Raw genomic sequence first — 25,962 nt, forward strand, 5'->3', positions numbered from 1 at the left:
CCATCGCGCCGACGGAGCCGCGGCGCGACGTGCCGCCGATGGTCGTCGCCTCGTCCCTCGTGGGCAACACACAGGTGATTTCGCTAGTCTGAAACGTCGAGTGTTGCGACTCGGGCGTGCGTCCGGGGCGCGTGAGGAGACTATTCGTGCGTTTCGTATGGGCCGTCGTGGCCTTCGTCCTGGCCGCGGGACTGATCGGTGCGGGCATCGCCCAGCGCACCGTGTTCATGGGCCCGTCGAGTCAGAAGGTCAGCGTCGAGGTGGATCAGCCGGCGCCGTTCGTGCTCATGGACGGCGAAGTGCTCCGCGAGAACCCGGGGGCACAGACGCTGCTCGTCCGCGGCGACGGCGACATCTTCGCCGCATACGGCCGGACCGCCGACATGGAGGCGTGGCTCGCGGACGTGGACTACAACCACGTCACGGTGGGAGACGAGGGCGGCCTCGACGTCGAACACGTCGCGGCGCAGACGTCCGAGGACGACTCCGATGGTGCAACGCCCACCCCTGCGCCGACGGAGACCCCTGCGGCCGACGGAGCGGCCGCCGACGGCACGACCGCAGACGGCGCGACAGCGGAAGGAGCCGGCCGCAGTCCCGTCGGATCCGACCTGTGGCTCGACTCGTTCACCGACACCGACTCGCTGATCGCCGACATGCAGGTCCCCGACGGCGTGAGCGTCCTGATCGCGTACGACGGCACCCAGGACGCGCCCGACGACATCGCGGTCTCGTGGCCGCTCGACAATTCCACGCCGCTCGCCGGTCCGCTCCTGACCGCTGGGGCGATCGTCCTCGCCGTCGGACTCGTGCTCTACGTCCTCGCGATCCGACACCAGCGGCGTGGCCGGGGCCCCCGGCGCAAGGGGCTCGGTCCGCTCCCGGCGACGCAGCCGATCGACGTGGCGCAGCTGCCCCCGGCCGACCGTGCCGCCATCGAGTCACCGGCCTCGGAAGGCGACGCGCCGTCGACCGACGCCTCGGACGGCTCCTCGGGCGAGCCGAACGCATCCAGCGGAGATCGGACAGACGGGAAGCGCTCGGAGAATCGCGCGCAGCTGCCCTCGCGCCGCCGCCGCCTGCTGGCGCTGCCGGTGGTCGCGCTCACCGCCGTCCTGGCGACCGGATGCTCGCCGGACTCGTGGCCGCAGTTCGATCAGGCCTCGCCGACGCCCTCGCCGAGCGAGACCGTCATCGCGCCCGAGAACCAGAAGCCGCCCGCAGTCACCGAGGCGCAGGCGAAGCGCATCCTGCAGGAGGCCTCAGCCACGCTCTCCGAGGCCGACACGGCCATGGACATCGATCTGGCGGGAACCCGTCTCGACGGTCCTGCCCTCGCGGCGCGCAAGACCGAGTACGCCCTGCGGACCGCGGTCCCCGAGACGCCGGTCCCTGCGGCGATCCCGACCGACGACGTGGAGGTCGTGCTCCCCGAGGCGACCGACCGCTGGCCGCGCACGGTGCTCATGCTGTCGAAGAGCGAGGGCGACGACACCGTTCCGCCCGTGATCCTGACCATGACCCAGCAGGACCCGTGGTCGAACTACAAGGTCACCAACATGGCGGAGATGTCGGCGGACGCCGTCTTCCCCGACGTCGCGGCATCCTGGCTCGGAACCTCGCTCGTGCCGGCCGACTCGGCGTTCCTCGGGCTGCCTCCCGGCGAACTCGCGCCGGCCTTCTCGGACGTCGTCGACGCCGCCGAACAGAGCCCGTCGTACGGCCTCTTCGACGACAACGCGCTGAACCTCGCGAAGTCGATCAGGGACAGTCGCCAGGCCGTCGTGCAGAACCTCGCCGACAACGGCGCCGCGGAGACGTCGCAGACGTCCTTCGACATCGTTCCGGCCGACTCCGCACCGGTATCGATGACGACTCTGGGAAGCGGTGCGATCGTCAGCGTCTCGCTGATCGACACCGAGAGCGTGACGCCGACGTCGGCCGACGCCGTGATCCGCTTCGGCGACAACGTCCAGGCGAAGGCGCTCACGGGAGTGACCGAGTCCGCCAAGGGCGTGACCACGAAGTACGAGTTCCAGTTGTTCTTCTCCGTCCCCGCGCAGGGATCGACGGAGCAGATCAAGCTTCTCGCCGTCCGTCAGGACCTACTCTCCGTCGAGGTGATCAAGTGACAGATATCTCTCCTGCCGCGATGCGCGGCGCCGTCGACCTGTCGAGTCTGCGCAACCGCCCTGCCGCGCCTGCCGCGGGAACTGCGCAGGCCCCCGCGGGTGCGCTGACCGACGTGGTCGTCGACGCGACCGACGAGTCGTTCGGGCAGATCCTCGAGATCTCGCGCACGGTGCCCGTGGTCGTCGACCTGTGGGCCGAGTGGTGCGGGCCCTGCAAGCAGCTGAGCCCCATCATCGAGAAGGTCACGCGCGAACTCGGCGGACGAGTCCTGCTCGCGAAGGTCGATGTCGATGCGAACCCGCAGCTCGCGCAGGGGTTCCGAGCGCAGTCGATCCCCATGGTGGTCGCACTGATCGCCGGGCAGCCGGTGCCCATGTTCACCGGCGCCGTGCCGGAGCAGCAGGTGCGCGAGGTGTTCGCGCAGCTGCTCCAGGTCGCCGCGCAGAACGGTGTCACCGGCACGCTCCCGGTCGGCGGTGCGGACGCCGAGGGAACGGAACCGGATGCTGAGCCGCCGCTTCCCCCGCTGCACGCCGAGGCGTTCGCCGCGATCGAGGTGGGCGATTACGCCGCAGCGATCACCGCGTACGAGAAGGCCCTCGCGGAGAACCCGCGGGACGAAGACGCGATCGCGGGCCTCGGTCAGGTCCGTCTGCTCGACCGCGTGCAGAAGCTCGACCTTCAGGCGGCCCGGGCCGCTGCCGCGGCCGCACCGCTCGACGCCCAGGCCCAGTTCGACGTCGCCGACCTCGATCTCGCCGGTGGCCACGTCGAGGACGCGTTCGGGAGGCTGCTCGACCTTTTCGCGCAGCTGCCGTCGGACCAGCGCACGCCGGTCCGGGAGCGTCTGGTGGAGCTGTTCGGACTCATCGGCGCGGCAGACCCGCGGGTCGTCTCGGCTCGCAACCGCCTGTCGTCGCTGCTGTTCTGACGACGTCGTCACCACGTACGCGAAGAGGGCGGCGAGACCCGCGTCTCGCCGCCCTCTTCGCCTGTCCGGCAGCCTCAGCCGTGGTTCACGGTCGGGACGTGAGGGTCGTTCTGGAAACGCAGCCAGATCGTCGACAGCGCGGGCAGCGTCACCGAAGCGACCGGCGCTCCACCGTCGGCGCTCTCCGCGACGACCATGCCGAGGTTGCCCGACCCGCGGCCGCCGAACGCGGCGGCGTCCGAGTTGAGGATCTCCTGCCACACGCCCGAGCGGGGGAACTCGAGCCGGTACCCCGTGCGCTCCACGCCGGCGAAGTTGCTGATGACGACGAGTCGGCCGCCGTGCGCGTCGCGCCGCTCGAAGGCGATGACCGTGGGGTCCCAGGTGGGGGCCCCGAGGCGCGAGAACGAGGAAGCGTCGTTGTCGCGCTCCCAGAGCGGCGCCTGGGTGCGGTAGGCGTGGTTGAGCTCGCTGACGAACTGCTGCAGCTGCGCATGGGAGGGCTGGTCGAGCAGCCACCAGTCGAGTTCCCGCGACTCCGACCACTCCGCGAGCTGGCCGAACTCCTGCCCCATGAAGAGCAGCTTCTTGCCGGGATGCCCCCACATGTATGCGAGATAGGCGCGGGCGTTCGCGAGCTTGTGCCAATGGTCTCCGGGCATCTTCGACAGCAGGCTGCCCTTGCCGTGCACCACCTCGTCGTGGCTGATGGGGAGGAGATAGTTCTCCCCGAACGCGTAGACGAACGAGAACGTCATCTCGCCCTCATGGTGCGCGCGATACATCGGGTCGCGCTCGATGTACTGGAGCGAGTCGTTCATCCACCCCATGTTCCATTTGAAGCCGAACCCCAGACCGGCGTGGTCCGTCGGAGCGGTGACTCCGGGGAAGCTGGTCGACTCCTCGGCGATCATGAGGATGCCGGGGTGCAGGCGATAGGCGGTCGCGTTGACCTCCTGCAGGAACCGGATGGCCTCGAGGTTCTCGCGTCCGCCGTGGATGTTCGGCTCCCATTCGCCGGCGTTCCGCGAGTAGTCGAGGTACAGCATCGATGCGACAGCGTCCACGCGCAAGCCGTCCACGTGGAACTCCTGCAGCCAGAACAGCGCATTCGCGACGAGGAAGCCGCGTACCTCGGGGCGTCCGTAGTCGAAGATCAGCGTGCCCCAGTCCTGGTGCTCACCGCGACGGGGGTCGGGGTGCTCGTAGAGCGGCTGTCCGTCGAAGCGCGCGAGCGCGAACGCGTCCTTCGGGAAGTGTCCGGGGACCCAGTCCATGATCACGCCGATGCCGGCCTGGTGGAGGCGGTCGATGAGGTACCGCAGATCGTCGGGTGAGCCGAACCGGCTCGTCGCCGCGTAGTAGCCGCTGACCTGGTAGCCCCACGAACCGCCGAACGGGTGCTCGGCCAGGGGCATGAACTCGACGTGCGTGAAACCGGCCTCGGTCACGTGCGCGATCAGCGGGTCGGCGATCTCGCGGTAGCCCAGACCGGAGCGCCAGGATCCGAGATGCACCTCGTACACCGACAGCGGCTGAGCGACGGCGTGTGTGGCGGCCCTCCGCGTCATCCACGCGCCGTCCGACCAGGCGTACGAAGAGGCGGTCACGATCGAGGCCGTCTCGGGCGGAGTCTGGGCCGCCTGGGCCATGGGGTCTGCCTTGAAGATCCAGGATCCGTCGCGCGTGCGGATCTGGTACTTGTACGTCGAGCCGACGGCGACATCGGGGATGAAGAGTTCCCAGAGGCCGCTCACGCCCATCGAGCGCATCGCGTGGCCTTCGCCGTTCCAGCCGTTGAAGTCGCCGACCACGCGCACGGCCGTGGCATTGGGCGCCCACACCGCGAACGACACTCCGGTGTCGCCGTCGGCGTCTCTCGCGTGCGATCCCAGGACCTCCCAGAGGCGTTCGTGGCGTCCTTCAGCGATGAGATGCACGTCGAGCTCACCGAGCGTGGGCGGGTGCCGGTACGGATCGCCGACGATCGTCTCCTCGTCGTCGCCGTATGCTGTGGCGACGCGATATGCGACGGGCGAGCCGTCGTGCTGCGCCTCCCAGATCCCGTGCGCGACGTGGTGCAGGTCCAGACGGGTGCCGTCGCGGAACACGGCGGCGACGGTCGAGGCGAGCGGGCGGCGCACGCGGATCGCGGTGACGGTGCGCTCGGACCCGTCGCGGTGGGGGTGCGCGCCGAGGACGGAATGCGGATCGTGATGTGTGCCGGCGGCGATGGAACCCCACTCCGTCGAGGCGGTCGCGTCTTCGACGTAGCTCATGCTCGTCCCCTCACCTTCAGGATGTGCACCGGTTCGGCGAAGGCGTCGAGGCGCACGTAGTTGTGGTCCGTCCAGGTCCAGACGGCGCCCGTCAGCAGGTCTTCGACCTCGAAGGGCTCGCCGGGCGTGATACCCCAGACCGTGGTGTCCAGGTGGACGGTGGTCTCGCGCACCGAGTGCGGGTCGACGTTGGCGACGACGATGATCGTGTCGGGTTCCCCCGTGCCGGTGAAGGCGGCGTCGAGGTGCTTGCTGTAGACGAGGATCGCATCGTCGTCGCTCCAGTGCACGGAGAGGTTGCGCAACTGACGCAGTGCCGGATGCTCACGACGGATGCCGTTGAGGCGACGGAGCAACGGGGCGAGGGAGTCGCCGGACTGCTCCGCGGCATCCCAGTCCCGCAGCTTGAACTCGTACTTCTCGTTGTCGATGTTCTCCTCGGAGCCGGGACGCGCGACGTTCTCGAAGAGCTCGTAGCCGGCGTACACCCCGTACACCGGCGCGGCGGTGGCGCCGATGCACGCGCGGACGCGGTACGCCGCCCTGCCGCCGAACTGGAGGTACTCGGTGAGGATGTCGTGGGTGTTCACGAAGAGGTTCGGGCGCATGTAGTCGCTGGTCTCGTGCGCGATGGTCTCGAGGAACTCCTCGAGTTCGGCCTTGGTGTTGCGCCACGTGAAGTAGCTGTAGCTCTGCTGGAACCCGACAGCGGCGAGCGCGCGCATCACCGCGGGCCTGGTGAACGCCTCGGCCAGGAAGATCACGTCGGGGTCGGCGGCGTTCACCGTGGCGATCAACCATTCCCAGAACTGCAGCGGCTTGGTGTGCGGGTTGTCGACGCGGAAGATCTTCACTCCCTGACGCACCCAGTGCTGCACGATGCGCAGCATCTCGGCGTAGATCCCCGCCGGATCGTTGTCGAAGTTCAGCGGATAGATGTCCTGATACTTCTTCGGCGGGTTCTCGGCGAACGCGATCGTACCGTCGGGGAGCGTCGTGAACCACTCGGGGTGCTCGGCGACCCACGGGTGGTCGGGGGAGGCCTGCAGCGCGAGGTCGAGTGCGACCTCCAGACCCTCCCTCTGGGCGGCGCGGACGAAGGCGCGGAAGTCCGCCGGGGTTCCGAGTTCGGGGTGGATCGCGTCGTGCCCGCCCTCGGCCGCGCCGATGGCGTACGGCGAGCCGGGATCCCCGGGTTCCGCGGTGAGTGTGTTGTTACGGCCTTTGCGGTTCGTCGTGCCGATCGGGTGGATGGGGACGAGGTAGACGATGTCGAAGCCCATGCCCGCCACAGCGGGGAGGCGCTTCGCGGCGGTGCGGAAGGTGCCGCTCTTGATGGATCCGTCTTTGAGACGCTTCGCGCCCTCGGACCGCGGGAAGAACTCGTACCAGGCTCCGACGCCGGCGGCGGTGCGCTCGACCAGCAGGGGACGGATCTCGGATGCCGAGCGGAGGGTGGTGAGCGGCCTCTCGGAGAAGATCCGCGCGAGGTCGGTATCCGTCGACAGCTCCAACGTGCGATCGGCGTCGCCGGCGCGCAGTTCTGCAGCGAGGGCGGTGAGGAGTCGTCGCTGGGCGGCGGGTCGGTCCTTCTCCGCCGCCGCACGAGTGAGGAGATCGGCCCCGAGAGCGGCCATCACCGGCACGTCGACACCCGCCGCGACCTTCACCTCCGTCGCATGGGCCCACGTCGCGAAGTCGTCGGAGAACGCCTCGAAACGGAACGACCAGGTCCCCTGAACATCGAGTGCGATCTCGGCTGACCACCGGTCGGTGCCGTCGAGCAGGGGTCGGAGACGGTGCAGGCTCTCCTCACCGCCAGGCGACGTCAGGCGCAGCTGGACGCCGATCAGGTCGTGACCCTCGCGGAACGCGACCACGCCGAACGGGACGACCTCGCCCACGAACGCCTTGGGCGTGAACCCTCCGGGCACCGCCGGTGTCGCTGCCGTCAGCGGTATGCGTCCGGCGCGCAGGTCTGTCGGATCCTGCACGGCGCCGAGCGCGCGCAGCGGGATCTCGGTGGGACTCCGGAAAGCCTTCGGGCGGGTACTCGTGCGTGCGGCCACTCCCCGACAGTACCGCGACGGCCAGGCAGCGGGTAGCGCGCCGGACGACCGGCGCGCCGCGGATCATTCCACGCGGAAGAGGTGCATCGACGTGCCGGGGATGGGCAGCACGTCGCCAGGGGCGTACACCTCGCCGTGACTGTCCGGACGCTCGTCCGCACTCGACCACAGCGACACGAATCGCGTCGCGTCTTCGAGCACGTCGGGCAGTCGGACGTCGATCGGCGACTCGGTGCCGTGCACGATCAGCAGGATGCGGTTGGCCTCTTCGCGGTCGGGCGTCGAGGCGGCGACGTACTGCAGCGTCCGGTTGCCCGGGTCGCTCCACTGCTCGCTCTCCATGGTGTCGCCGTTCTGATCGAACCAGTCCATGACCGAGGCGTTCGGGATGTGCTCGCCCAGCCGCGCATATCGGCTGGGGCGGAGCGCCGGGTTCTCCTCGCGCAGGGCGATCAGGCGGGTGACGTGCGCACGGAGATCCTCCTGCCACGGCTCCGGATCCCAGCTCAGCCAGGTGAGGGGCGAGTCCTGCGCATAGGCGTTGTTGTTGCCGCGCTGGCTGCGGCCGACCTCGTCACCGGCGGTGAGCATCGGGATGCCGGCGGACAGGAGCAGGGTGCCGAGGAGGTTGCGCATCGCCTTGCGGCGCGCGGAGAGGATGGCCGAGTCGTCGGTCGGGCCCTCGATCCCGTGGTTGAATGCGCGGTTGGTGTCGGCCCCGTCCCGGTTGTGCTCGCCGTTCGCCTCGTTGTGCTTCACGTCGTATGAGACGAGGTCGTGCAGGGTGAAGCCGTCGTGGGCCGTGACGAAGTTCACGCTCGCGAGCGGCCCGCGGTCCTCCGAGAACGTGTTCGACGAACCGGCGAGGCGGGTCGCGAAGCCGCCGATCCCGACCGGGGCGGATGCCCGCCGGGCGTAGTCGATGTCACTCAGCCAGAAGTTGCGGACGCGGTCACGGTAGCGATCGTTCCACTCGTGCCATCCCGACGGGAAGTTGCCGGTCTGCCACCCGCCCAGGCCCACGTCCCAGGGCTCCGCGATCAGCTTGGTGTCCTTGAGCGCGGGGTCGGCGGCGATCGCGGTGAGCAGCGGGTGCTCGGGCGTGTAGGTGTGTGTCCCGTCCCGCGCGATCGCCGTGGCGAGATCGAAGCGGAAGCCGTCGATCTGCATCTCCTGCGCCCAGTAGCGCAGCGAGTCGAGCACCAGGCGCGCGCCGGCATCCGTCGCCGTGTTGAGCGTGTTGCCGCAGCCGGTGGTGTCGATATAGACCCCTGATGCGTCCTGCCGGTAGTAGCTCGCGTTGTCGATGCCCCGGAGGCTCGACCTCGGGCCGCCGATGCCCTCCTCGGAGGTGTGGTTGTAGACCACGTCGAGGATGACTTCGAGGCCCGCCTCGTGCAGCAGGCGCACCATGCCCTTGAACTCGGCGAGAACGGCCTCTGGTCCGCACTTGCGGGCATCCTCCGTCGCGTAGGCGGTGTGCGGGGTGAAGAAGTTGAGGGTGTTGTAGCCCCAGTAGTTCGTGAGCCCCCGCTCCAAGAGACGGGGCTCGGGTACGAAGGCCTGCACCGGGAGCAGTTCGATCGAGGTGATGCCCAGCGAATGGAAGTACTCGATCATCGCCGGATGCGCGAGGCCGGCATAGGTGCCGTGCAGCGCGGGCGGCATGTCGGGCTGCCGCTTCGTGAGGCCCTTGAGATGCCCCTCGTAGATCACTGTGAGATCGAGGGGGATGCGCGGCTTGACGGAGTCGCCCCAGTCGAAGCCGTCTGCGATGACGACCGACCGCCACTCCTCGTAGCCGCCACCCTGCGCGAGGCCGCGCGCGTACGGATCGAGGAGCAGGGTCTCGGAGTTGAAGGTGTTGCCGGGGCCGTGCGGGCCCCCGACGCGAATCGCGTAGCGGGTTCCGGGCTGCAGCAGGGGAGTGGTGACCTCCCAGACCCCGCCGGGCAGGCGTTCGAGGCTCACCTGATCGGTCGCCCAGTCGAGGTCCTCGGCGTCGAAGATCACGAGCTCGACCGAGGACGCGTTCTGTGACCAGATGCGAAGCGTTCCGACGCCGTCGTGAAGACGGACGCCGAGGTGGTCGAGGGTGGTTCCCCCGGGCACGGTGCTGTCTCGAGTCGCGGGCATGAGTACACCCTAGAGGTCTGGACCTCAGTGCCAGAATCGTGCGCACACGGTCCCATGTCCTCTGCGCTCGCGGGCGCCCCGGGACCACCCGCGAGCCGGCGCAAGCGAAATGCGCGACGATGGAGACATGCGGCATTACCTCGACCACGCGGCCACGAGCCCGCTGCGCCCCGAGGCCCGTGAAGCGTGGCTCCGGGCGAGCGAGATCGTCGGCAACGCGTCATCGACCCACGGCGCCGGGCAGGATGCGAGGCGGCTGCTCGAGGAGTCGCGTGAGCGTGCGGCGGCTGTGCTCGACTGCGACCCGATCGAGGTGGTCTTCACCTCGGGCGGCACGGAGTCGATCAACCTGGCGCTGAAAGGGCTCTGGGCCGCCCGCCCCGTCGGCACGGACGCGATCGTGATGCCGGATGCGGAGCACCACGCCACGATGGACACGGTCGGCGCGCTGGTCGCAGGCGGCGCCGCGCTCCGTTCCGTCGCCGTGACATCGCACGCGGCGATCGAGGTGGATGCCTTCCGCGACGCGCTTCCCGGCGCAGCCCTGGCCACGGCCCTCATCGCGAACAACGAGGCGGGGACCCTCAACGACGGCGATGCACTCGCCCGAGCGTCGGCGGAGGCGAGCGTGCCGCTGCACCTCGACGCCGTCTCCGCCCTCGGCCACATTCCGCTGTCGTTCCGTCGACTGCGCGGGGATGCAGCCGATGCGGTCGGCCTCGTGGCGATGAGCGTCGCCGGCCACAAGATCGGCGCCCCCGTCGGCGTCGGCGCGCTCGTGACCTCGAGGACGGCTCGCCTGAGCGCGCTGCTGCACGGCGGAGCGCAGCAGCGGAATCTCCGCGCCGGGACGCAGGACGTCGCCGGCGCCGCCGCCTTCGCGACGGCGCTCGAGCTCGCGGAGTCGGAGCGCGAAGCGGAATCGGCCAGGCTCTGCGTCCTGCGCGACCGACTCGTCTCCGGCGTGCTCGCGCGCGTGCCCTCGGCCGAACTGCTCGGCGATCCGGTCCATCGTCTGCCGGGGAACGCGCACCTCCTGTTCCCGGGCGCGGTGGGGGAGAGCCTGCTGTTCCTCCTCGACATGGCCGGCGTCGCCGCATCCACCGGATCCGCCTGCCAGGCGGGCGTCGCCGAGCCCTCTCACGTCGTGATGGCGATGGGGCGAAGCGAGCAGGACGCCAGAAGCGTGCTGCGCTTCTCGTTGGGACGCACGTCGACGGATGCCGATGTCGACGCCGTGCTGACGGCGATCGCCGACGCCTACGCAAGGGCGTCCGGGTCCGGCTCAGCCACGCGCTCGTAGACTGGACGCATGAGGATTCTCGCGGCCATGAGCGGTGGCGTCGACTCCGCCGTGGCGGCGGCCCGTGCCGTCGAGGCGGGGCACGACGTCGTCGGCGTGCACCTCGCGCTCTCGCGCGCCGGCGGCACGCTGCGCACCGGCAGCCGGGGATGCTGCACGATCGAGGACGCGCTCGACGCACGTCGAGCCGCCGATCTGCTCGGCATCCCCTTCTACGTATGGGACTTCTCCGAGCGTTTCCGCGACGACGTCATCGCCGACTTCGTCTCGGAGTACCAGGCCGGACGCACCCCGAATCCGTGCATGCGGTGCAACGAGAAGATCAAGTTCGCGGCGCTGCTGGAGCGCGCGATCGAGCTCGGCTTCGACGCGGTCTGCACCGGGCACTACGCCACGCTCGTGCCGACGGAGTCGGGACTCGAGCTGCACAGAGCAGCGGACAACGCGAAGGACCAGTCCTACGTGCTGGGCGTCCTGACGGCGGAGCAGCTCGCGCACACGTACTTCCCGCTCGGCACCACGCCGTCGAAGGCGGTCGTGCGGGCGGAGGCCGAGGCCCGAGGGCTGAGCGTCGCGCAGAAGCCGGACAGCCACGACATCTGCTTCATCCCCGACGGCGACACGCGCGGGTGGCTCGCCGAGAAGGTCGGCACCGCGACCGGCGAGATCGTCGACAGGACCGGCGCCGTGGTCGGCTCCCACGAGGGCGCCCACGCCTTCACGGTCGGGCAGCGCCGAGGCCTCAAACTCGGCGTGCCCGCTCCGGACGGCAAGCCCCGGTTCGTGCTCGAGGTGCGCCCCGTGTCGAACACGGTGGTCGTGGGGCCGAAGGAGGCTCTGGCAACCCGGGAGATCGCGGGTGCGCGATTCAGCTGGGCGGGCGCTGCCCCGGTCGACGGCGAGTTCCGGTGCGACGTGCAGATCCGCGCGCACGCGGAGCCCGTCGCAGCGCACGCGTTCGTCGAGTCGGACGGCGTCCGCGTGGTTCCGGACGAGCCGCTCGACGGCGTCGCCCCGGGCCAGACCGCCGTGCTCTACGTCGGCACGCGGGTGCTCGGTCAGTTCACGATCGACCGCACGATATCAGCGGTCCCGGTCGGCGCGTAGCCCCCTTCGTTTGTCGGTGCCCGCTCGTAGACTGGCGGGGTGCCGGAGAACATCTCGTTGGAAGACGCCCGTACCGAGGCCGAGGAGCTGACGACCCGCATCCTCGAGGCCAAAGACGCCTACTACGGGCGCGACACCTCGATCGTCGACGACTTCACGTACGACGGCTGGATGCACCGACTCGAAGAACTCGAAAGGCTGCACCCGGAGCTGCAGGGGCAGGATTCGCCGACCCAGATGGTCGGCGCGGCCGAGGCCACGGGGCTCGCGACGATCGAGCACGCCGAGCGGATGCTGAGCCTCGACAACGTCTTCTCGATCGACGAGCTTCGCGAATGGGCCGCCAAGACCCGTGCCTCTGCGGGACGAGACGTGGACTGGCTCACCGAACTGAAGATCGACGGCCTCGCGATCAACCTCCGGTACGAGAACGGACGCCTGACGTCTGCCGCGACGCGTGGAGACGGACGCGTCGGTGAGATCGTGACCGAGAACGCCCTGCGACTGCCCATGATCCCGGCGCAGCTGAGCGGTTCGGGGCACCCGTCCATCGTGGAAGTCCGCGGCGAGGTCTTCATCCCCGTCGCGGCGTTCGAACGGTTGAACGCCGCCCAGGCGGAGTTCCGTGAGCGGGCATATGCCGAAGCCCTGGAGCGCTGGGAAACCCGGGCGGGCGCGAAGAAGCCGTTCGACGAGGAGAAGGCACGCACGGCTGCCGCTCGACGGTTCCCCGCCTTCGCGAACCCCCGCAACGCCGCGAGCGGCGGGCTGCGGCAGCAGATCGACAAGAAGAACGGCATGGAGCTCGAGGCGGGCCTGCTCCGCATCGAGTCGCTCGACCTCTACGTGCACGGGATCGGCGCGTGGGAGAACCCGCCCGTCGCGGCCCAGAGCCAGGTCTACGAGCTCCTCGCCGAGTGGGGCCTGCCGACCAGCCCGCACACCAGGGTCTGCACGACGGTCGACGACGTCGTCGAGTTCGTCGAGTACTTCGGGGAGCACCGTCACGACATCGAGCACGAGCTCGACGGCATCGTCGTCAAGGTCGACGAGCTCGCGCTGCACGACGAGCTGGGGGCGACGAGCCGCGCACCGCGATGGGCCATCGCCTACAAGTACCCGCCCGAGGAGGTGCAGACGAAGCTGCTCGACATCGTCGTGTCGGTCGGTCGCACGGGTCGTGCGACGCCCTTCGCCGTGATGGCGCCCGCGCACGTCGCCGGGTCGGTCGTCCGTCAGGCCACGCTGCACAACAAAGACGTCGTGAAGGCGAAGGGCGTCCTCATCGGCGATACCGTCGTGCTCCGCAAAGCCGGCGACGTGATCCCCGAGGTGCTCGGCCCGGTGGTCGAGAAGCGCGACGGCAGCGAGCGCGAGTTCGTCATGCCCGCCGATTGCCCCGAGTGCGGCACCCCGCTGCGGCCGATGAAGGAGGGCGACATCGACCTCCGGTGCCCGAACGCCCGTTCGTGCCCCGCTCAGGTGCGCGGCCGGGTCGAGCACATCGGCTCGCGCGGCGGTCTCGACATCGAGGCGCTCGGCGAGGTGACCGCCGCGGCTCTCACGCAGCCGACGTCGCCGTCGATCCCGCCCCTCGAGACAGAGGCAGGGCTCTTCGCCCTCACGCTCGAGCAGATCGTTCCGATCGAGCTCGTCGTCAAGGATGCCGAGACGGGACTGCCCAAGGAGGACGAGGACGGCCTGGTGAAGACGCGGGCGCCGTTCCGTCGCAATCCCACGGCCGCCGAGAAGAAGTCGGGCATCGAGGGGCCTCAGCCGTCGTCGCAGGCGGTGACGCTGCTGGCGGAGCTGGAGAAGGCCAAGACGAAGGACCTCTGGCGTCTGCTCGTATCCCTCAACATCCGTCACGTCGGTCCCTCGGCCGCTCGCGCGCTCGCGCAGTGGTTCGGTTCGCTCGATGCCATCCGGGAGGCGTCCCGCGACGAACTCGCCGCCGTCGAGGGAGTGGGCGGCATCATCGCGGACTCCCTCCTCGCCTGGTTCGAGGTCGACTGGCACCAGGACATCGTGCGCCAGTGGACGGAAGCCGGAGTGCAGTGGGCGACCCCCGGCCACCCCGGCCCCGGGGGAGCCGTCGCCGAGGGAGGCGTGCTGGAGGGCCTCACGGTCGTCGCGACCGGATCCCTCGACGGCTACACGCGCGACGGTGCGCAAGAGGCGATCATCCAGGCGGGAGGCAAGGCTGCATCGAGCGTCTCGAAGAAGACCGACTTCGTCGCGGCCGGCCCCGGCGCCGGGTCGAAGCTCGCGAAAGCCGAGGAGCTCGGCATCCGCATCCTCGACGCCGCACAGTTCCGCATCCTCGTGACCGAAGGCCCGGACGCGCTGGACTGAGGCGACGACCTGCGGTCACCCCGCGGGATCGGCGAGGTCTGTGATGAGGCGCAGCTCGTGCAAGCCCTGCACACTGCCGCCGTCGCCGATCTTCTCGCCGCCATCGGCGGTCCAGCCGTGCGCGCGGTAGAAGCCGATCGCTCGCTCGTTGCCCTTCAACACCCAGAGGTACGCGGCAGACCAGCCGCTCGTCCGCAACGCGTCCTCGGCGTGGCCGATGAGCGCACGACCGACGCCCTGCGACCAGACGTCGGGATGCGCGTACAGACCGGCGATCTCGCCACGATCTGTCAGGTCATCATCGCGTCCCGCGCCGAAGCTCGCCCAGCCGACGATGCGGTCGTCGATTTCAGCGACGACGAGACGGTGCGGAACCGGTCCGTACCCGTCGGTCGACTGTCCGGCGAGCGAGCGCTCGATCCAGGTCGACCACATCGCCGTGCGCGCCTCGACGCTCTGCCGATCGAGCACGGCCTGATCGATGAGTCCGACGTAGGCCGCGCGCCACGAATCGACGTGGACGACGGCGACGCCGCGCGCGTCCGCGACGGTGGCGTCCCTGATCATCAGCATCCGGTCACCCTCGCCCACTGCCGCGCCGAACGCCCGTCAGTTCTTGTGGCGGGGCTTACGGGCGGGGCGGTCGTCGCGGGTCGACCGGTCATCGCGTGCGGGGCGGTCGTCGCGACGGTCGTACCGGGGGCGGTCGTCGCGGCGTTCGAAGCGGTCGCGTCCGCCCTCCCGGGGTGCGCGCCGAGCACCGGGCCCGCGGTCGGGCTTGATCTCGATCAACCGGCCCGAGATGCGCGTGTCGCGCAGCTTCTCCAGCACCGAGGCGTCGAGGTTCGCGGGCAGCTCGACGATCGAGAAGTCGGGACGGATGTTGATCGCGCCGAAGTCGTCGCGGCCCAATCCGCCCTCGTTCGCGAGCGCACCGACGATCTGGCGGGGCTCCACGCGGTGGCGCCGCCCCACTTCGATGCGGTAGGCCGCGTAGTCGCCGCGACCGCGGCGCTCGCGCGGCTCGCGGTTCTCCCGGGGCTCACGTGTCGCCCGCTCGCGCGGGGGACGGTTGTCGAACTCCACGGCGCGGGCGAGAGCGTCGTCCTCAGGGTCCAGCAGCAGCGGCTGGTCTCCCTGCGCGACGACCGCGAGCGCGGCGGCGACGTCGGCCTCGGGCACGTCGTGGTTGCGCACGTAGTGGGCGATGATGTCGCGGAACTTCTCGATGCGGGAGCTCTCGCCGAGCGCCGCCGTGATCGCATCGTCGAAGCGCGCGAGGCGGGTCGTGTTGACGTCCTCCGTCGTCGGCAGCTGCATCTGCGTCGGCTGCTGGCGTGTGGCCTTCTCGATGTGCTTGAGCAGGTACCGCTCGCGCGGGGTGATGAAGCTGATCGCGTCTCCCGTGCGCCCAGCGCGGCCCGTGCGGCCGATGCGGTGCACGTACGACTCCGTGTCCGTCGGGATGTCGAAGTTCACCACGTGGCTGATGCGCTCGACGTCGAGACCACGCGCCGCGACGTCGGTGGCGACGAGGATGTCGAGCTTGCCGTCCTTGAGCTGGTTGACGCTGCGCTCGCGCTGCACCTGCGGCACGTCGCCGTTGATCGCGGCGGCCGAGTAGCCGCGGGCACGGAGCTTCTCGGCGAGTGTCTCGGTCTCGTTCTTGGTGCGGACGAACACGATCATCCCGTCGAAGTTCTCGACCTCGAGGATGCGGGTGAGCGCATCGACCTTCTGCGCGTACGACACGACGAGATAGCGCTGCGTGATGTTCGTGTTCGTGGCCGTCTTGGACTTGATCGTGATCTCTTCGGGATCGCGGAGGTACTGCTGCGCGAGACGGCGGATCTGCGCGGGCATCGTGGCCGAGAACAGAGCGACCTGCTTCTCGACGGGGGTCTGGGCGAGGATCTGCTCGACGTCCTCGGCGAACCCCATCTTCAGCATCTCGTCGGCCTCGTCGAGAACGAGGTACTGCAGCTCCGAGAGGTCGAGGGTGCCCTTGGCGAGGTGGTCCATGATGCGGCCGGGGGTGCCGACCACGACGTGCACGCCGCGTCGCAGTGCCGACAGCTGGACGCCGTAGCCCTGGCCGCCGTAGACGGGGAGGACATGCACCCCCTTCATCTTCGAGGCGTACGACTCGAACGCTTCGCAGACCTGGAGCGCGAGCTCGCGGGTCGGGGCGAGCACGAGAGCCTGCGGCGTCTTCTGGCCGACATCGAGCCGCTCGAGCACGGGCAGGGCGAACGCCGCGGTCTTTCCCGTTCCGGTCTGCGCCATGCCGACGACGTTGCGTCCCGAAAGAAGCGTCGGGATGGTCGCGGCCTGGATCGGTGAGGGGGTCTCGTAGCCGAGGTCCTTGATGGCCTTGAGGACCGACCCGGTGATTCCGAGCTCCTCGAATCCGGGTGTCGAGGGGGCGTCGGTGGGCGCAGCGTCTTCAGGAGTCACTGATCAAGGGTAGCGTCTCGCCGTCGACGCCGCCTGTGAGCTCTCGATCAGGCGCCGCTGGTGAGCGCCAGCAGCTTCTCCTTGACCTGACGGCGCAGCACCTTGCCGATCAGCGACTTCGGCAGCTCGTCGACGACGAAGATGCGACGGGGCACCTTGTAGGGCGTCAGGATGCCGCGGGCGAACGCGCGGATCGCCTCGACGTCGACATCGGACCCCGGGTCGGCGACGATCGCCGCGACGACCTCTTCGCCGGAGTGCTCGCTGGGAAGGCCGATGACCGCGGCATCCATCACCTGAGGATGCTGACGCAGAGCGTTCTCGACTTCGGTCGGCGCCACGTTGAAGCCGCCGGTGATGATGAGCTCCTTGATGCGATCGACGATGCGGATGAACCCGCCGTCGTCGATGGTCACGATGTCGCCCGTGCGGAACCAGTCGTCGACGAAGACGGCCTCGGTCTCCTCCGGCTTGCCGTAGTAGCCGGAGAACACCTGGGGGCCTCGCACCAACAGCTCGCCCGCGGAGCCCGCCGACACATCGACCGTGGGGTTCTCGGGATCGACGACACGGCATTCGGTGCCGGGCAGCGGGAGCCCGACCGTTCCTGGCACGCGGTTGTCGGCGACCGGATTGGCCATGAGCACCGGTGAGCACTCGCTGAGTCCGTACCCCTCGACGAGGAAACCGCCGGTCGCCGCCTCGAACGGCACCACGAGGTCGTGGGGGAGGGCCATCGCGCCCGAGATCGCGACCTCGATGCCCTTCAGCGAGACGCCCTGGTCGGTCGCGGCGCTCAGCAGCCGATCGGCGATCGGGGGCACGAGCGGGAGGAAGGTCGCGGGGTGCTTCTTCATGACGTCGAGCACGAGGGCGGGATCGAACTTCGGGAACAGCACGAGCCGCGCCCCCATCGACATCGCGAACGTGAGGCAGAGGGTCAGTCCGTAGGCGTGGAACATCGGGAGAACGGCGTAGACGACGCATCCCTTTCCACGCTGGATCGACGGCACCCACGCCTGTGCCTGAGCGGCGTTCGCGAGCAGGTTCCGGTGAGTGAGGGCAGCGCCCTTGGGGGTTCCCGTCGTGCCCGAGGTGTACTGGATGATCGCCAGATCGTCGGTCGAGGGGCGAGGGTGCGAGGCGGGCAGCGGCTCGGAACCCACCAGCGTCTCCCAGGTCACGGTTCCCCGGACCCGCTCGGTGAGGGCCGCGCGGGACTCGCTGGCCTTCGCGATCGGCAGACGCAATGCCGCGCGGGTGAGGAACGGCATGGCGCGCGTGACGTCGACGGAGACGAGGTTCGCGACGGCCAGGTCGGCGGGGAAGTCCTGCACCGTCGAGACCACCTTGTTCCAGACGATCGCATGCTTCGCCCCGTGGTCCTCGAACTGCTTGCGCAGTTCGCGAGGCGTGTAGAGCGGATTGTGCTCGACGACGACGGCTCCGAGTCGCAGCACGGCATAGAAGGCGACGATGTGCTGCGGACAGTTCGGCAGCACGATCGCGACGGGGTCGCCCGCTCGGACGCCCAGGGCGCGGAGACCGGAAGCGGCACGGTCGATCGCCCGCTGCAGCTCGGCGTAACTCGTCTCCCTGCCGAAGAACTGCAGGGCGGGAGCGTCGGGGTAATCGCGTGCCGACGCGGCGACGATGTCGATCAGTGATCCGGAGACCGGCGCGAGGTCGTCGGGGACCCCGTCGGCGTAGCTGGCGATCCACGGGCGAGGAGGCTCATACGTGCTCACGACCCCAGCATAGGGCGGGGGCTCGCCGCTCTGCGGGAGCGCGCTCCCGCGCGAACTAGACTGGAGGGGTGTCTGAAATCACCCCTGATCTTGTGCGCCATCTCGGCGTGCTCGCGCGCATCCAGCTGAACGACGACGAGGTGACGCGGCTGACCGGCCAGCTCGACGCCATCGTCGACAACATCGCGAAGGTGTCGGAGGTCGCGACGGCCGACGTCGCCGCGACGAGCCACCCGATCCCGCTGAGCAACGTCTTCCGCCCCGACGAGGTCGGGCAGACGCTCACGCACGAGCAGGTGCTCCAGAACGCGCCGGACCAGGCCGACGGCCGGTTCCGCGTCACCGCGATCCTGGGAGAAGAGCAGTGAGCGACATCATCCGTCTGACCGCCGCCGAGCTCGCCGACAAGCTCGCGTCGCGCGAGATCTCGAGCGTCGAGGCCACGCAGGCGCACCTCGACCGGATCGCCGCCGTCGACGGCGACGTCCACGCCTTCCTGCACGTGAACGAGGGCGCCATCGCCGCGGCCGCCGACATCGACGCCCGCCGCGCGGCGGGGGAGCAGCTCGGCCCGATCGCCGGCGTCCCGCTCGCGATCAAGGACGTCCTGGTGACGACCGACCAGCCGACCACCAGCGGTTCGCGCATCCTCGAGGGATACCGCTCGCCGTACGACGCCACGGTCGTCGCGCGATCGCGCGCCGCTGGACTCGTTCCGCTGGGCAAGACGAACATGGACGAGTTCGCCATGGGGTCGTCGACCGAGCACTCCGCCTACGGACCGACGCGCAACCCCTGGGACCTCGACCGGATCCCCGGGGGCTCCGGGGGTGGCTCTGCGGCCGCCGTGGCGGCGTTCGAGGCGCCTCTCGCGCTGGGCTCCGACACCGGAGGGTCGATCCGCCAGCCCGCGCACGTCACGGGAACGGTCGGCGTGAAGCCCACGTACGGCGGTGTGAGCCGATACGGCGCGATCGCGCTGGCGTCGAGCCTCGACCAGGTCGGTCCCGTCACGCGCACGGTGCTCGACGCGGGTCTGCTGCACGACGCGATCGGCGGCCACGACCCGAAGGACTCGACCTCGCTCACGGATGTCTGGCCGTCGTTCGCCGACGCTGCCCGCGAGGGTGCACGGGGCGACGTGCTCAAGGGACTCAAGGTCGGCGTCGTCCGCGAGCTCCCCGACAGCGGCTTCCAGCCCGGCGTCGCGGAGTCCTTCCGCAGCGCGCTGGCGCTCATGGAGGCTCAAGGCGCGGAGATCGTCGAGATCGGCGCACCGCACTTCGAGTACGGCGTGGCGGCGTACTACCTGATCCTCCCCGCCGAAGCGTCGAGCAACCTGGCGAAGTTCGACTCGGTGCGTTTCGGGCTGCGCGTCACCCCCGACGGCAGCCCGACGGTCGAGGACGTCATGTCCGCGACGCGCGACGCCGGATTCGGCGACGAGGTGAAGCGTCGCATCATCCTCGGCACGTACGCGCTCTCCGCCGGGTACTACGACGCCTACTACGGCAGCGCCCAGAAGGTGCGCACTCTCATCCAGCAGGACTTCGCCAACGCCTTCGCCGAGGTCGACGTCATCGCGACCCCGTCGGCGCCCACGACGGCGTTCAAGCTGGGGGAGAAGATCGACGACCCGCTGCAGATGTACCTCAACGACATCACGACGATCCCGGTGAACCTCGCCGGTGTCCCCGGGATCTCGATCCCCAGCGGCCTCGCGACGGACGACGGCCTCCCCGTCGGCATCCAGTTCATCGCCCCTGCGCGAGAGGACGCCCGCCTGTACCAGGTCGGCGCCGCGCTGGAGACCGCGCTGCTCGACTCCTGGGGGGCGCCGCTCCTCACCCGTGCACCTCAGCTCGCAGGAGGGACCCGCTGATGGCCGCCGCCAAGCTCATGGACTTCGACAAGGCGCTCGAGCTGTTCGAGCCCGTGCTCGGGTTCGAGGTGCACGTCGAGCTGAACACGAACACGAAGATGTTCTCCGACGCGCCGAACCCGGCCAACGAGCTCTACCACGCGGCCGAGCCGAACACGCTCATCGCGCCGGTCGATCTCGGCCTGCCCGGGTCACTGCCGGTCGTGAACGAGACCGCCATCCGCTCGTCGATCAGCCTCGGCCTCGCGCTCGGTTGCTCGATCGCGGAGTCGAGCCGCTTCGCGCGGAAGAACTATTTCTATCCGGACCTCGGCAAGAACTACCAGATCTCCCAGTACGACGAGCCGATCGCCTTCGAGGGCTCGGTCGAGGTCGAGCTCGAGGACGGCACGATCGTCCAGGTGCCGATCGAGCGCGCGCACATGGAGGAGGACGCCGGCAAGCTCACCCACATGGGCGGCTCCACCGGCCGCATCCAGGGCGCCGAGTACTCGCTCGTCGACTACAACCGCGCGGGCGTCCCCCTCGTCGAGATCGTGACGAAGACCATCTTCGGCACCGAGCACCGCGCTCCCGAGGTCGCGAAGGCGTACGTCGCCGCGATCCGCGACATCGTGCGCGGACTCGGCATCTCCGAGGCTCGTCTCGAACGCGGCAACCTCCGCTGTGACGCCAACGTGTCGTTGCGGCCCCGCGGCGCCGAGAAGCTCGGCACGCGCACCGAGACGAAGAACGTCAACTCGATGCGCTCCGTCGAGCGCGCAGTGCGCTACGAGATCCAGCGCCAGGCGCAGATCCTCGCGGACGGCGGCACGATCACGCAGGAGACGCGGCACTGGCACGAGGACACCGGCACCACCTCGCCGGGGCGGCCGAAGTCGGATGCGGACGACTACCGCTACTTCCCCGAGCCAGACCTGCTGCCGGTCGAGCCCGCGGCAGAGCTCATCGAGGAACTGCGTGCGGCGCTGCCCGAGCAGCCGGTCGCTCGCCGTCGCCGGCTGATGGCGGAATGGGGCTTCACCGACCTGGAGTTCCAGGACGTGCGCAACGGCGGTCTCGTCGAGGTCGTCGAGGCGACCGTCGCAGCGGGCGCTACTCCCGCGACCGCCCGCAAGTGGTGGACCGGCGAGATCACGCGCCTCGCGAACGCTCAGGAGAGGGACGCGACCGAGCTCGTCTCGCCCGAGAACGTCGCCGCTCTGCAGAAGCTCGTCGACGCGGGAACACTCACCGACAAGCTCGCCCGTCAGGTGCTCGAGGGCGTCATCGCCGGGGAGGGCACACCGCAGGAGGTCGTCGATTCTCGCGGTCTGGCCGTCGTCTCGGACGACGGTGCACTGATCGCCGCGATCGACGAGGCCCTCGCCGCGCAGCCCGACATCCTCGCGAAGATCAAGGACGGAAAGGTGCAGGCGGCCGGGGCCGTCATCGGCGCCGTCATGAAGGCGATGAAGGGCCAGGCAGACGCCGCGCGCGTGCGCGAGCTGGTGCTGGAGCGCGCCGCGCAGTGACATCGCGGGCTCGGCTGCTTCACGGCGGCCGAGCCCGCCCCTCATGTCCGCGGCCCGAGGAAGAATGGACTGATGGGTCACGGTGACGGCAGAGGGCGCCTCGTGTCGACGGCGGACGCCGACGACACAGGGGCCGGCATCCTGCATGTCGACATGGACGCGTTCTACGCGGCCGTCGAGGTCCTCGACGACCCGAGCCTTCGAGGCCTGCCGCTGATCATCGGCTCGCCCGACGGTCGGTCGGTCGTGTCGAGCGCTTCGTATGAGGCGCGCCGCTACGGCGTGCGCTCGGCGATGCCGGTCTCGCAGGCGCTGCGCCTGTGTCCGTCGGCTCGCATCGTGCCGCCGCACTTCCACCGTTACCAGGCCGTCTCCCGCCAGGTCATGTCGATCTTCGAGTCGATCACGCCCCTCGTCGAGCCCCTCTCCGTCGATGAGGCCTTCCTCGACGTGCGGGGCGTTCGTCGCCTGTGGGGGAGTCCCGTGAAGGTGGCGGAGCTCGTGCGCCGACGGGTGTTCGACGAGGTCGGCATCACCTGCAGTGTCGGGGTCGCCGCCACGAAACACGTCGCGAAGATGGCGTCGACGATCGCGAAGCCCGACGGCATGCTCGTCGTCGCCGAGGCCGACACGCAGGCTTTCCTGGACCCGCGGCCGGTGCGCGCGCTGTGGGGAGTCGGCCCGAAAGCCGCAGAGGCACTGGAGGGTCGCGGCATGCGCACGATCCGCGACATCCGCGAGTCGTCGAAGGAGATGCTCGACCGTGCCGTCGGACCTGCGCTCGGCGCCCGACTGTCGCAGCTCTCCCGCGGAGAGGACGCCAGGGCGGTCGAGACGGAGCGCATCGAGAAGAGCATCGGCCACGAAGAGACGTTCGACACCGACATCGCCGACCGGGAGTTCCTGAAGGCGGAGCTGCTGCGCCTGGCGGATCGCGTCGCAGCTCGGCTCCGCAAGGCCGAGTGGGAGACCGGCACGGTGTCGATCAAGATCCGCTTCGACGACTTCCGCACCCTCACCCGTTCGCAGACGCTCGCCGAGCCCACGGCTGTCGGTCAGCGCATCGGAGAGGCCGCTCAGGCGCTGTTCGCGCAGATCGACCGACGCGACCCGGTGCGGCTCGTCGGCGTGCGGGCCGAGAAGCTCCGCCCGGCTGGCGCAGGCGGCTTCGGACTCTGGGACGAGGACGAGGACTGGCGGCGTGTCGAGGGCGCCATGGACGACGCCGTCGCGCGGTTCGGTTCCGCGACCATCACGCGCGCCAGGCATCTCGGGCGGGGAAACGGGCGCGGCGCGGCGCAGCACCCGAAAGCCCACGGCGTCGATTGACCCTGCACGGCGAGGGCGCCTGGACTAGCGTGGACTCATGCCCAACATTGCACTGGAACTCGGAAAGCAGGCCGCGTCCTTCGGGGTCAAGACCGCCTATGGTGAGCCGCAGGATGTCGACGGCGTGAGCATCACTCCGGTCGCCTTCACGTACTCCGGCTTCGGCGGAGGAAGCGGAGACGGCGCGGAGGGCGGCGGTGGCGGCGGCGTCTCGGTACCGGTCGGCGTGTACGTGCGCCGCGAGGAGGGCCTTCGGTTCGAGCCGAACATCGTGACCCTGCTCGTCGTGGCCGTGCCCTTCGTCTGGGTCGCCGGACGGGCGCTCTCCCGCGTCATCCGTGCCCTCAAGAAGTGACGATGCCGTCGCGAGTGCCCTGGAGCATGCCGCGACGGTCCTCGTCGGCGACATCCGCGGACTGGCGGTGTCGAATCCGGTCGTCCTGATCGACGGCCGAAGCGGGGCGGGCAAGACGACGCTCGCACGGATGCTCGTCGAGCGCTGGCCCGTGCAGGGTCGAGTGCAGTCGATCGCCCTCGATTCGATCTATCCCGGGTGGGATGGTCTCGACGCGGGCGTGGAGCGCGCTCTCGACGGCATCCTCAGGCCCCATGGCCGCGGCCTGCTCGGGAGTTGGCGGCGCTGGGATTGGGGCAGCGAGGCGGATGCCGAGAGCCACGCCGTGGATCCCGCTCTCAGCCTGCTCGTCGAGGGCAGCGGCATCGTCACCCCCGCGACGGCGAAGATCGCGGATGTGACGGTGTGGGTCGAGTCGGCGGAGCGGGGACGGAAGGCGCGGGCGTTGGCGCGCGACGGCGACACGTACCGCCCGCACTGGGACCGGTGGGCAGCCCAGGAGCACGAGCACGTGCGGAGGGACGATCCTCGAGCGCTGGCGACGCGCATCGTGACCGTCCCCTGATCGTCAGTCCAGGCGGTCGGCCGCCTGCACCACAACCTCGAGCCGGTAGCCGAGCCAGTCGTAGACCCCGTATCGCGGGTCGTCGGGATCGTGCTCGTCGTCGGACTCGATCGCGAGGCGGTCGGCGATGACGAGTCGGAGTGCGGTGAGCGTCCGCATCCAGGCGTCCAGATCGGCTGACGTCGCCATCACGTCGATCTGAGCGAACGCATCCTCGTCTGAGGCAGCCTCCGCGCTCGGTAGCGACGAGGCGATCGCCGTCCGCACGGTGACCGCGTCGGTACGACGACGGGCGATGAGGTCGTCGGCGGTGGCAGAGCGGTAGGTGCGGGCCGCCTCCTCGTCGTCGGGGTAGGCGCTCGGCGTCAGGCGATCGATCGCGGTGTCGGATGGATCGCGGTCACCGCCGAGGAGCTCGACCAGGTCGTCGAGCAGTCGAACGAGCTGGCCGCCCTCGATCGCAGCCATCTGCAGAGTCGCTCGACGTTCGGCATTCACGAGGCGACCTTCCGCACGGTGGCCCAGAGACCATAGTCGTGCATGGCCTGCGCATGCACCTCCATGGTCTCGCGCGGTCCCGTCGCGACGATCGCGTGCCCCTCGTGGTGCACGGCGAGCATCAGCTGGGTGGCCCGTTCGGTCGAGTACCCGAAGTACGTGCGGAAGACTCGGACCACGTAGCTCATGAGGTTCACGGGGTCGTTCCACACGACGACCTCCCACGGCTCCATGGGGGCCGCACTCAACTCGACCCGCTCGTCGATCTCGGGGGTGGTGAGCGGACTCATCATGCCCACCCCAGCTCGTGCAGCTGCTCGTCGTCGATTCCGTAGAAGTGCGCGATCTCGTGCACGAGAGTGGTGTGGATCTCGTCGCGCAGCTCGTCTTCGTCGTCGCACGCGGCGAGATGCGGCTCCCGGTACACGACGATGCGGTCGGGCAGCTCGCCCATGCCGTACTGCGTGCGCTCGGTCAGTGCGAGCCCGTCGTAGAGCCCGAGCAGATCGAGGCTGCCGTCTTCCGGGCGGTCTTCCACGACGAAGACGACGTTGTCGAGTCCCTCGACCATGTCATCGGGAAGGCGGTCGAGTTCGTCGACGACGAGTTCCTCGAAGGCGTCGGCAGTCATGTCCATCCTGACCAGCCTATTGCCGCGCTCCCGACGACGGTCAGTGCAGGAACGCGAGCAGGGCGGCGACTCCGATGAAGAGCACTCCGAATACCGTGTTGAGTGTGCGCTGCCCGCGGGGCGAGCGGGTGAAGCGACGGAACGGGCGAGCGGCGGCGGCGAAGAAGCCCCACATGACGAGGATGTCGACCACGATCACCGTCGTGACGAGAACGAGGTACTGCGGCAGCTGCGGCTCGTCGAGGCGGATGAACTGCGGGATGAACGCCAGGAAGAAGACGATCGCCTTGGGGTTGAGGAGGTTCACCCAGAATCCGCGGCGGATCATCGACCAGTGGCTCTCGCGGTCAGCGGGGCGCTGCGCGTCGACGGTCTCGGCGGTCGAGGGGCGCGCGAGGATCAGACGCACGCCGAGGTAGACCAGATACGCCGCCCCGGCGTATCTGATCGCGGTGAACAGGATTTCGGACCGGGATACGAGGAGTCCCACCCCGGCGGCGACGATCACGACGTGCACGATCAGCGCGAGCTGTTGGCCGATGATGCCCCAGATCGAACGCATCCACCCCTGGTTCAGGGCGTTCGACATCGTGTTGATGGCGCCCGCACCCGGCGTGAAGCTGATGACGACGCAGGCGAGGAGGAGCGAGAACCAGACTGCCGGCGACAC

At 69.5% G+C, this 25,962-nt stretch carries 21 protein-coding genes; 11 read left to right on the forward strand and 10 right to left on the reverse strand.

Annotated elements, in window-relative coordinates:
- Nucleotides 1-146 precede the first annotated feature (146 nt).
- The gene (locus tag RAC81_RS02370; RefSeq protein WP_375080831.1) at nt 147-2,132 is read left to right on the forward strand and encodes a glycosyl transferase; all 1,986 of its coding nucleotides are present in this window, start codon (nt 147-149) and stop codon (nt 2,130-2,132) included.
- A 20-nt stretch (nt 2,133-2,152) separates the two neighbouring features.
- Nucleotides 2,153-3,064, forward strand: coding sequence for a tetratricopeptide repeat protein (locus RAC81_RS02375; protein ID WP_375080989.1), 912 nt, complete (start codon nt 2,153-2,155; stop codon nt 3,062-3,064).
- A 74-nt stretch (nt 3,065-3,138) separates the two neighbouring features.
- Here RAC81_RS02375 and glgB read toward each other — a convergent pair whose 3' ends face one another.
- The 3 genes from glgB to glgX all read right to left on the reverse strand — a co-directional run bounded on the left by glgB (nt 3,139) and on the right by glgX (nt 9,548).
- Nucleotides 3,139-5,343: a 1,4-alpha-glucan branching protein GlgB gene (glgB, locus tag RAC81_RS02380; protein ID WP_375080832.1), complete on the reverse strand. Its 2,205-nt coding sequence runs from the start codon at nt 5,341-5,343 to the stop codon at nt 3,139-3,141.
- A complete protein-coding gene (locus RAC81_RS02385; protein ID WP_375080833.1) occupies nt 5,340-7,412 on the reverse strand; it encodes an alpha-1,4-glucan--maltose-1-phosphate maltosyltransferase in 2,073 nt (690 codons plus the stop codon). The genes glgB and RAC81_RS02385 overlap by 4 nt, the downstream gene beginning before the upstream one ends.
- 63 nt (nt 7,413-7,475) lie before the next feature.
- Complete coding sequence (gene glgX, locus RAC81_RS02390; protein ID WP_375080834.1) at nt 7,476-9,548, reverse strand: glycogen debranching protein GlgX; 2,073 nt, start codon at nt 9,546-9,548, stop codon at nt 7,476-7,478.
- Between the two features lie 127 nt (nt 9,549-9,675).
- On the opposite strand from glgX, the gene RAC81_RS02395 reads away from it, so the two are divergent.
- The 3 genes from RAC81_RS02395 to ligA are packed head-to-tail and all read left to right on the forward strand — an operon-like array spanning nt 9,676 to nt 14,313.
- Nucleotides 9,676-10,851 (forward strand): cysteine desulfurase family protein, encoded by a 1,176-nt coding sequence (locus RAC81_RS02395; RefSeq protein ID WP_375080835.1) that lies wholly within the window; start codon nt 9,676-9,678, stop codon nt 10,849-10,851.
- Nucleotides 10,852-10,860: 9 nt separating this feature from the next.
- Complete coding sequence (gene mnmA / locus RAC81_RS02400) at nt 10,861-11,958, forward strand: tRNA 2-thiouridine(34) synthase MnmA (protein WP_375080836.1); 1,098 nt, start codon at nt 10,861-10,863, stop codon at nt 11,956-11,958.
- A 39-nt stretch (nt 11,959-11,997) separates the two neighbouring features.
- Nucleotides 11,998-14,313, forward strand: coding sequence for an NAD-dependent DNA ligase LigA (gene ligA / locus RAC81_RS02405; protein WP_375080837.1), 2,316 nt, complete (start codon nt 11,998-12,000; stop codon nt 14,311-14,313).
- A 15-nt stretch (nt 14,314-14,328) separates the two neighbouring features.
- Here the strand turns inward: ligA and RAC81_RS02410 are convergent, their stop codons facing one another.
- Genes RAC81_RS02410 through RAC81_RS02420 form a run of 3 tightly spaced genes read right to left on the reverse strand, consistent with a single transcriptional unit; the run spans nt 14,329 to nt 18,518 of the window.
- On the reverse strand, nt 14,329-14,886 hold the full coding sequence (locus tag RAC81_RS02410; RefSeq protein WP_375080838.1) for a GNAT family N-acetyltransferase: 558 nt from the start codon (nt 14,884-14,886) through the stop codon (nt 14,329-14,331).
- Between the two features lie 36 nt (nt 14,887-14,922).
- Nucleotides 14,923-16,770 (reverse strand): DEAD/DEAH box helicase, encoded by a 1,848-nt coding sequence (locus RAC81_RS02415; protein ID WP_375080839.1) that lies wholly within the window; start codon nt 16,768-16,770, stop codon nt 14,923-14,925.
- Between the two features lie 47 nt (nt 16,771-16,817).
- Nucleotides 16,818-18,518 (reverse strand): long-chain-fatty-acid--CoA ligase, encoded by a 1,701-nt coding sequence (locus RAC81_RS02420; RefSeq protein ID WP_375080840.1) that lies wholly within the window; start codon nt 18,516-18,518, stop codon nt 16,818-16,820.
- Between the two features lie 68 nt (nt 18,519-18,586).
- On the opposite strand from RAC81_RS02420, the gene gatC reads away from it, so the two are divergent.
- The 6 genes from gatC to RAC81_RS02450 all read left to right on the forward strand — a co-directional run bounded on the left by gatC (nt 18,587) and on the right by RAC81_RS02450 (nt 24,163).
- Complete coding sequence (gene gatC / locus RAC81_RS02425) at nt 18,587-18,886, forward strand: Asp-tRNA(Asn)/Glu-tRNA(Gln) amidotransferase subunit GatC (RefSeq protein ID WP_096716001.1); 300 nt, start codon at nt 18,587-18,589, stop codon at nt 18,884-18,886.
- The gene (gatA, locus tag RAC81_RS02430) at nt 18,883-20,400 is read left to right on the forward strand and encodes an Asp-tRNA(Asn)/Glu-tRNA(Gln) amidotransferase subunit GatA (RefSeq protein WP_375080841.1); all 1,518 of its coding nucleotides are present in this window, start codon (nt 18,883-18,885) and stop codon (nt 20,398-20,400) included. The genes gatC and gatA overlap by 4 nt, the downstream gene beginning before the upstream one ends.
- On the forward strand, nt 20,400-21,914 hold the full coding sequence (gatB, locus tag RAC81_RS02435) for an Asp-tRNA(Asn)/Glu-tRNA(Gln) amidotransferase subunit GatB (RefSeq protein WP_375080842.1): 1,515 nt from the start codon (nt 20,400-20,402) through the stop codon (nt 21,912-21,914). Before gatA ends, gatB begins: the two co-directional genes overlap by 1 nt.
- A 72-nt stretch (nt 21,915-21,986) precedes the next feature.
- Nucleotides 21,987-23,243 carry a DNA polymerase IV gene (locus RAC81_RS02440; protein ID WP_375080843.1) on the forward strand — a complete coding sequence of 419 codons (1,257 nt, stop codon included), beginning with the start codon at nt 21,987-21,989 and terminating at the stop codon, nt 23,241-23,243.
- A gap of 37 nt (nt 23,244-23,280) precedes the next feature.
- Entirely contained in the window at nt 23,281-23,598 is a 318-nt protein-coding gene (locus RAC81_RS02445; RefSeq protein ID WP_375080844.1) for a hypothetical protein, read from the forward strand.
- Complete coding sequence (locus tag RAC81_RS02450) at nt 23,582-24,163, forward strand: hypothetical protein (RefSeq protein ID WP_375080845.1); 582 nt, start codon at nt 23,582-23,584, stop codon at nt 24,161-24,163. Before RAC81_RS02445 ends, RAC81_RS02450 begins: the two co-directional genes overlap by 17 nt.
- Nucleotides 24,164-24,166: 3 nt before the next feature.
- Here RAC81_RS02450 and RAC81_RS02455 read toward each other — a convergent pair whose 3' ends face one another.
- Genes RAC81_RS02455 through RAC81_RS02470 form a run of 4 tightly spaced genes read right to left on the reverse strand, consistent with a single transcriptional unit; the run spans nt 24,167 to nt 25,962 of the window.
- Entirely contained in the window at nt 24,167-24,631 is a 465-nt protein-coding gene (locus tag RAC81_RS02455) for a DUF2017 family protein (RefSeq protein ID WP_375080846.1), read from the reverse strand.
- 26 nt (nt 24,632-24,657) lie between these two features.
- Nucleotides 24,658-24,954 (reverse strand): ATP-dependent Clp protease adapter ClpS, encoded by a 297-nt coding sequence (gene clpS, locus RAC81_RS02460; RefSeq protein WP_375080847.1) that lies wholly within the window; start codon nt 24,952-24,954, stop codon nt 24,658-24,660.
- On the reverse strand, nt 24,951-25,298 hold the full coding sequence (locus tag RAC81_RS02465) for a metallopeptidase family protein (RefSeq protein WP_096716008.1): 348 nt from the start codon (nt 25,296-25,298) through the stop codon (nt 24,951-24,953). The genes clpS and RAC81_RS02465 overlap by 4 nt, the downstream gene beginning before the upstream one ends.
- Before the next feature lie 34 nt (nt 25,299-25,332).
- Nucleotides 25,333-25,962: a LysE family transporter gene (locus tag RAC81_RS02470; protein WP_375080848.1), complete on the reverse strand. Its 630-nt coding sequence runs from the start codon at nt 25,960-25,962 to the stop codon at nt 25,333-25,335.

The sequence above is a fragment of the Microbacterium sp. CR_7 genome (genome assembly GCF_041954755.1).
Taxonomy (GTDB): Bacteria; Actinomycetota; Actinomycetes; order Actinomycetales; family Microbacteriaceae; genus Microbacterium.

What these genes read in the sequence shown, in the direction of transcription:
- RAC81_RS02375 (WP_375080989.1), top strand. Translation starts at nt 2,153, where the DNA reads ATGCGCGGCGCCGTCGACCTGTCGAGTCTGCGCAACCGCCCTGCCGCG.
- glgB (WP_375080832.1), bottom strand. Translation starts at nt 5,343, where the DNA reads ATGAGCTACGTCGAAGACGCGACCGCCTCGACGGAGTGGGGTTCCATC.
- glgX (WP_375080834.1), bottom strand. Translation starts at nt 9,548, where the DNA reads ATGCCCGCGACTCGAGACAGCACCGTGCCCGGGGGAACCACCCTCGAC.
- RAC81_RS02395 (WP_375080835.1), top strand. Translation starts at nt 9,676, where the DNA reads ATGCGGCATTACCTCGACCACGCGGCCACGAGCCCGCTGCGCCCCGAG.
- mnmA (WP_375080836.1), top strand. Translation starts at nt 10,861, where the DNA reads ATGAGGATTCTCGCGGCCATGAGCGGTGGCGTCGACTCCGCCGTGGCG.
- RAC81_RS02410 (WP_375080838.1), bottom strand. Translation starts at nt 14,886, where the DNA reads ATGCTGATGATCAGGGACGCCACCGTCGCGGACGCGCGCGGCGTCGCC.
- gatB (WP_375080842.1), top strand. Translation starts at nt 20,400, where the DNA reads ATGGCCGCCGCCAAGCTCATGGACTTCGACAAGGCGCTCGAGCTGTTC.
- RAC81_RS02440 (WP_375080843.1), top strand. Translation starts at nt 21,987, where the DNA reads ATGGGTCACGGTGACGGCAGAGGGCGCCTCGTGTCGACGGCGGACGCC.
- RAC81_RS02445 (WP_375080844.1), top strand. Translation starts at nt 23,281, where the DNA reads ATGCCCAACATTGCACTGGAACTCGGAAAGCAGGCCGCGTCCTTCGGG.
- RAC81_RS02455 (WP_375080846.1), bottom strand. Translation starts at nt 24,631, where the DNA reads ATGGCTGCGATCGAGGGCGGCCAGCTCGTTCGACTGCTCGACGACCTG.
- clpS (WP_375080847.1), bottom strand. Translation starts at nt 24,954, where the DNA reads ATGATGAGTCCGCTCACCACCCCCGAGATCGACGAGCGGGTCGAGTTG.
- RAC81_RS02465 (WP_096716008.1), bottom strand. Translation starts at nt 25,298, where the DNA reads ATGGACATGACTGCCGACGCCTTCGAGGAACTCGTCGTCGACGAACTC.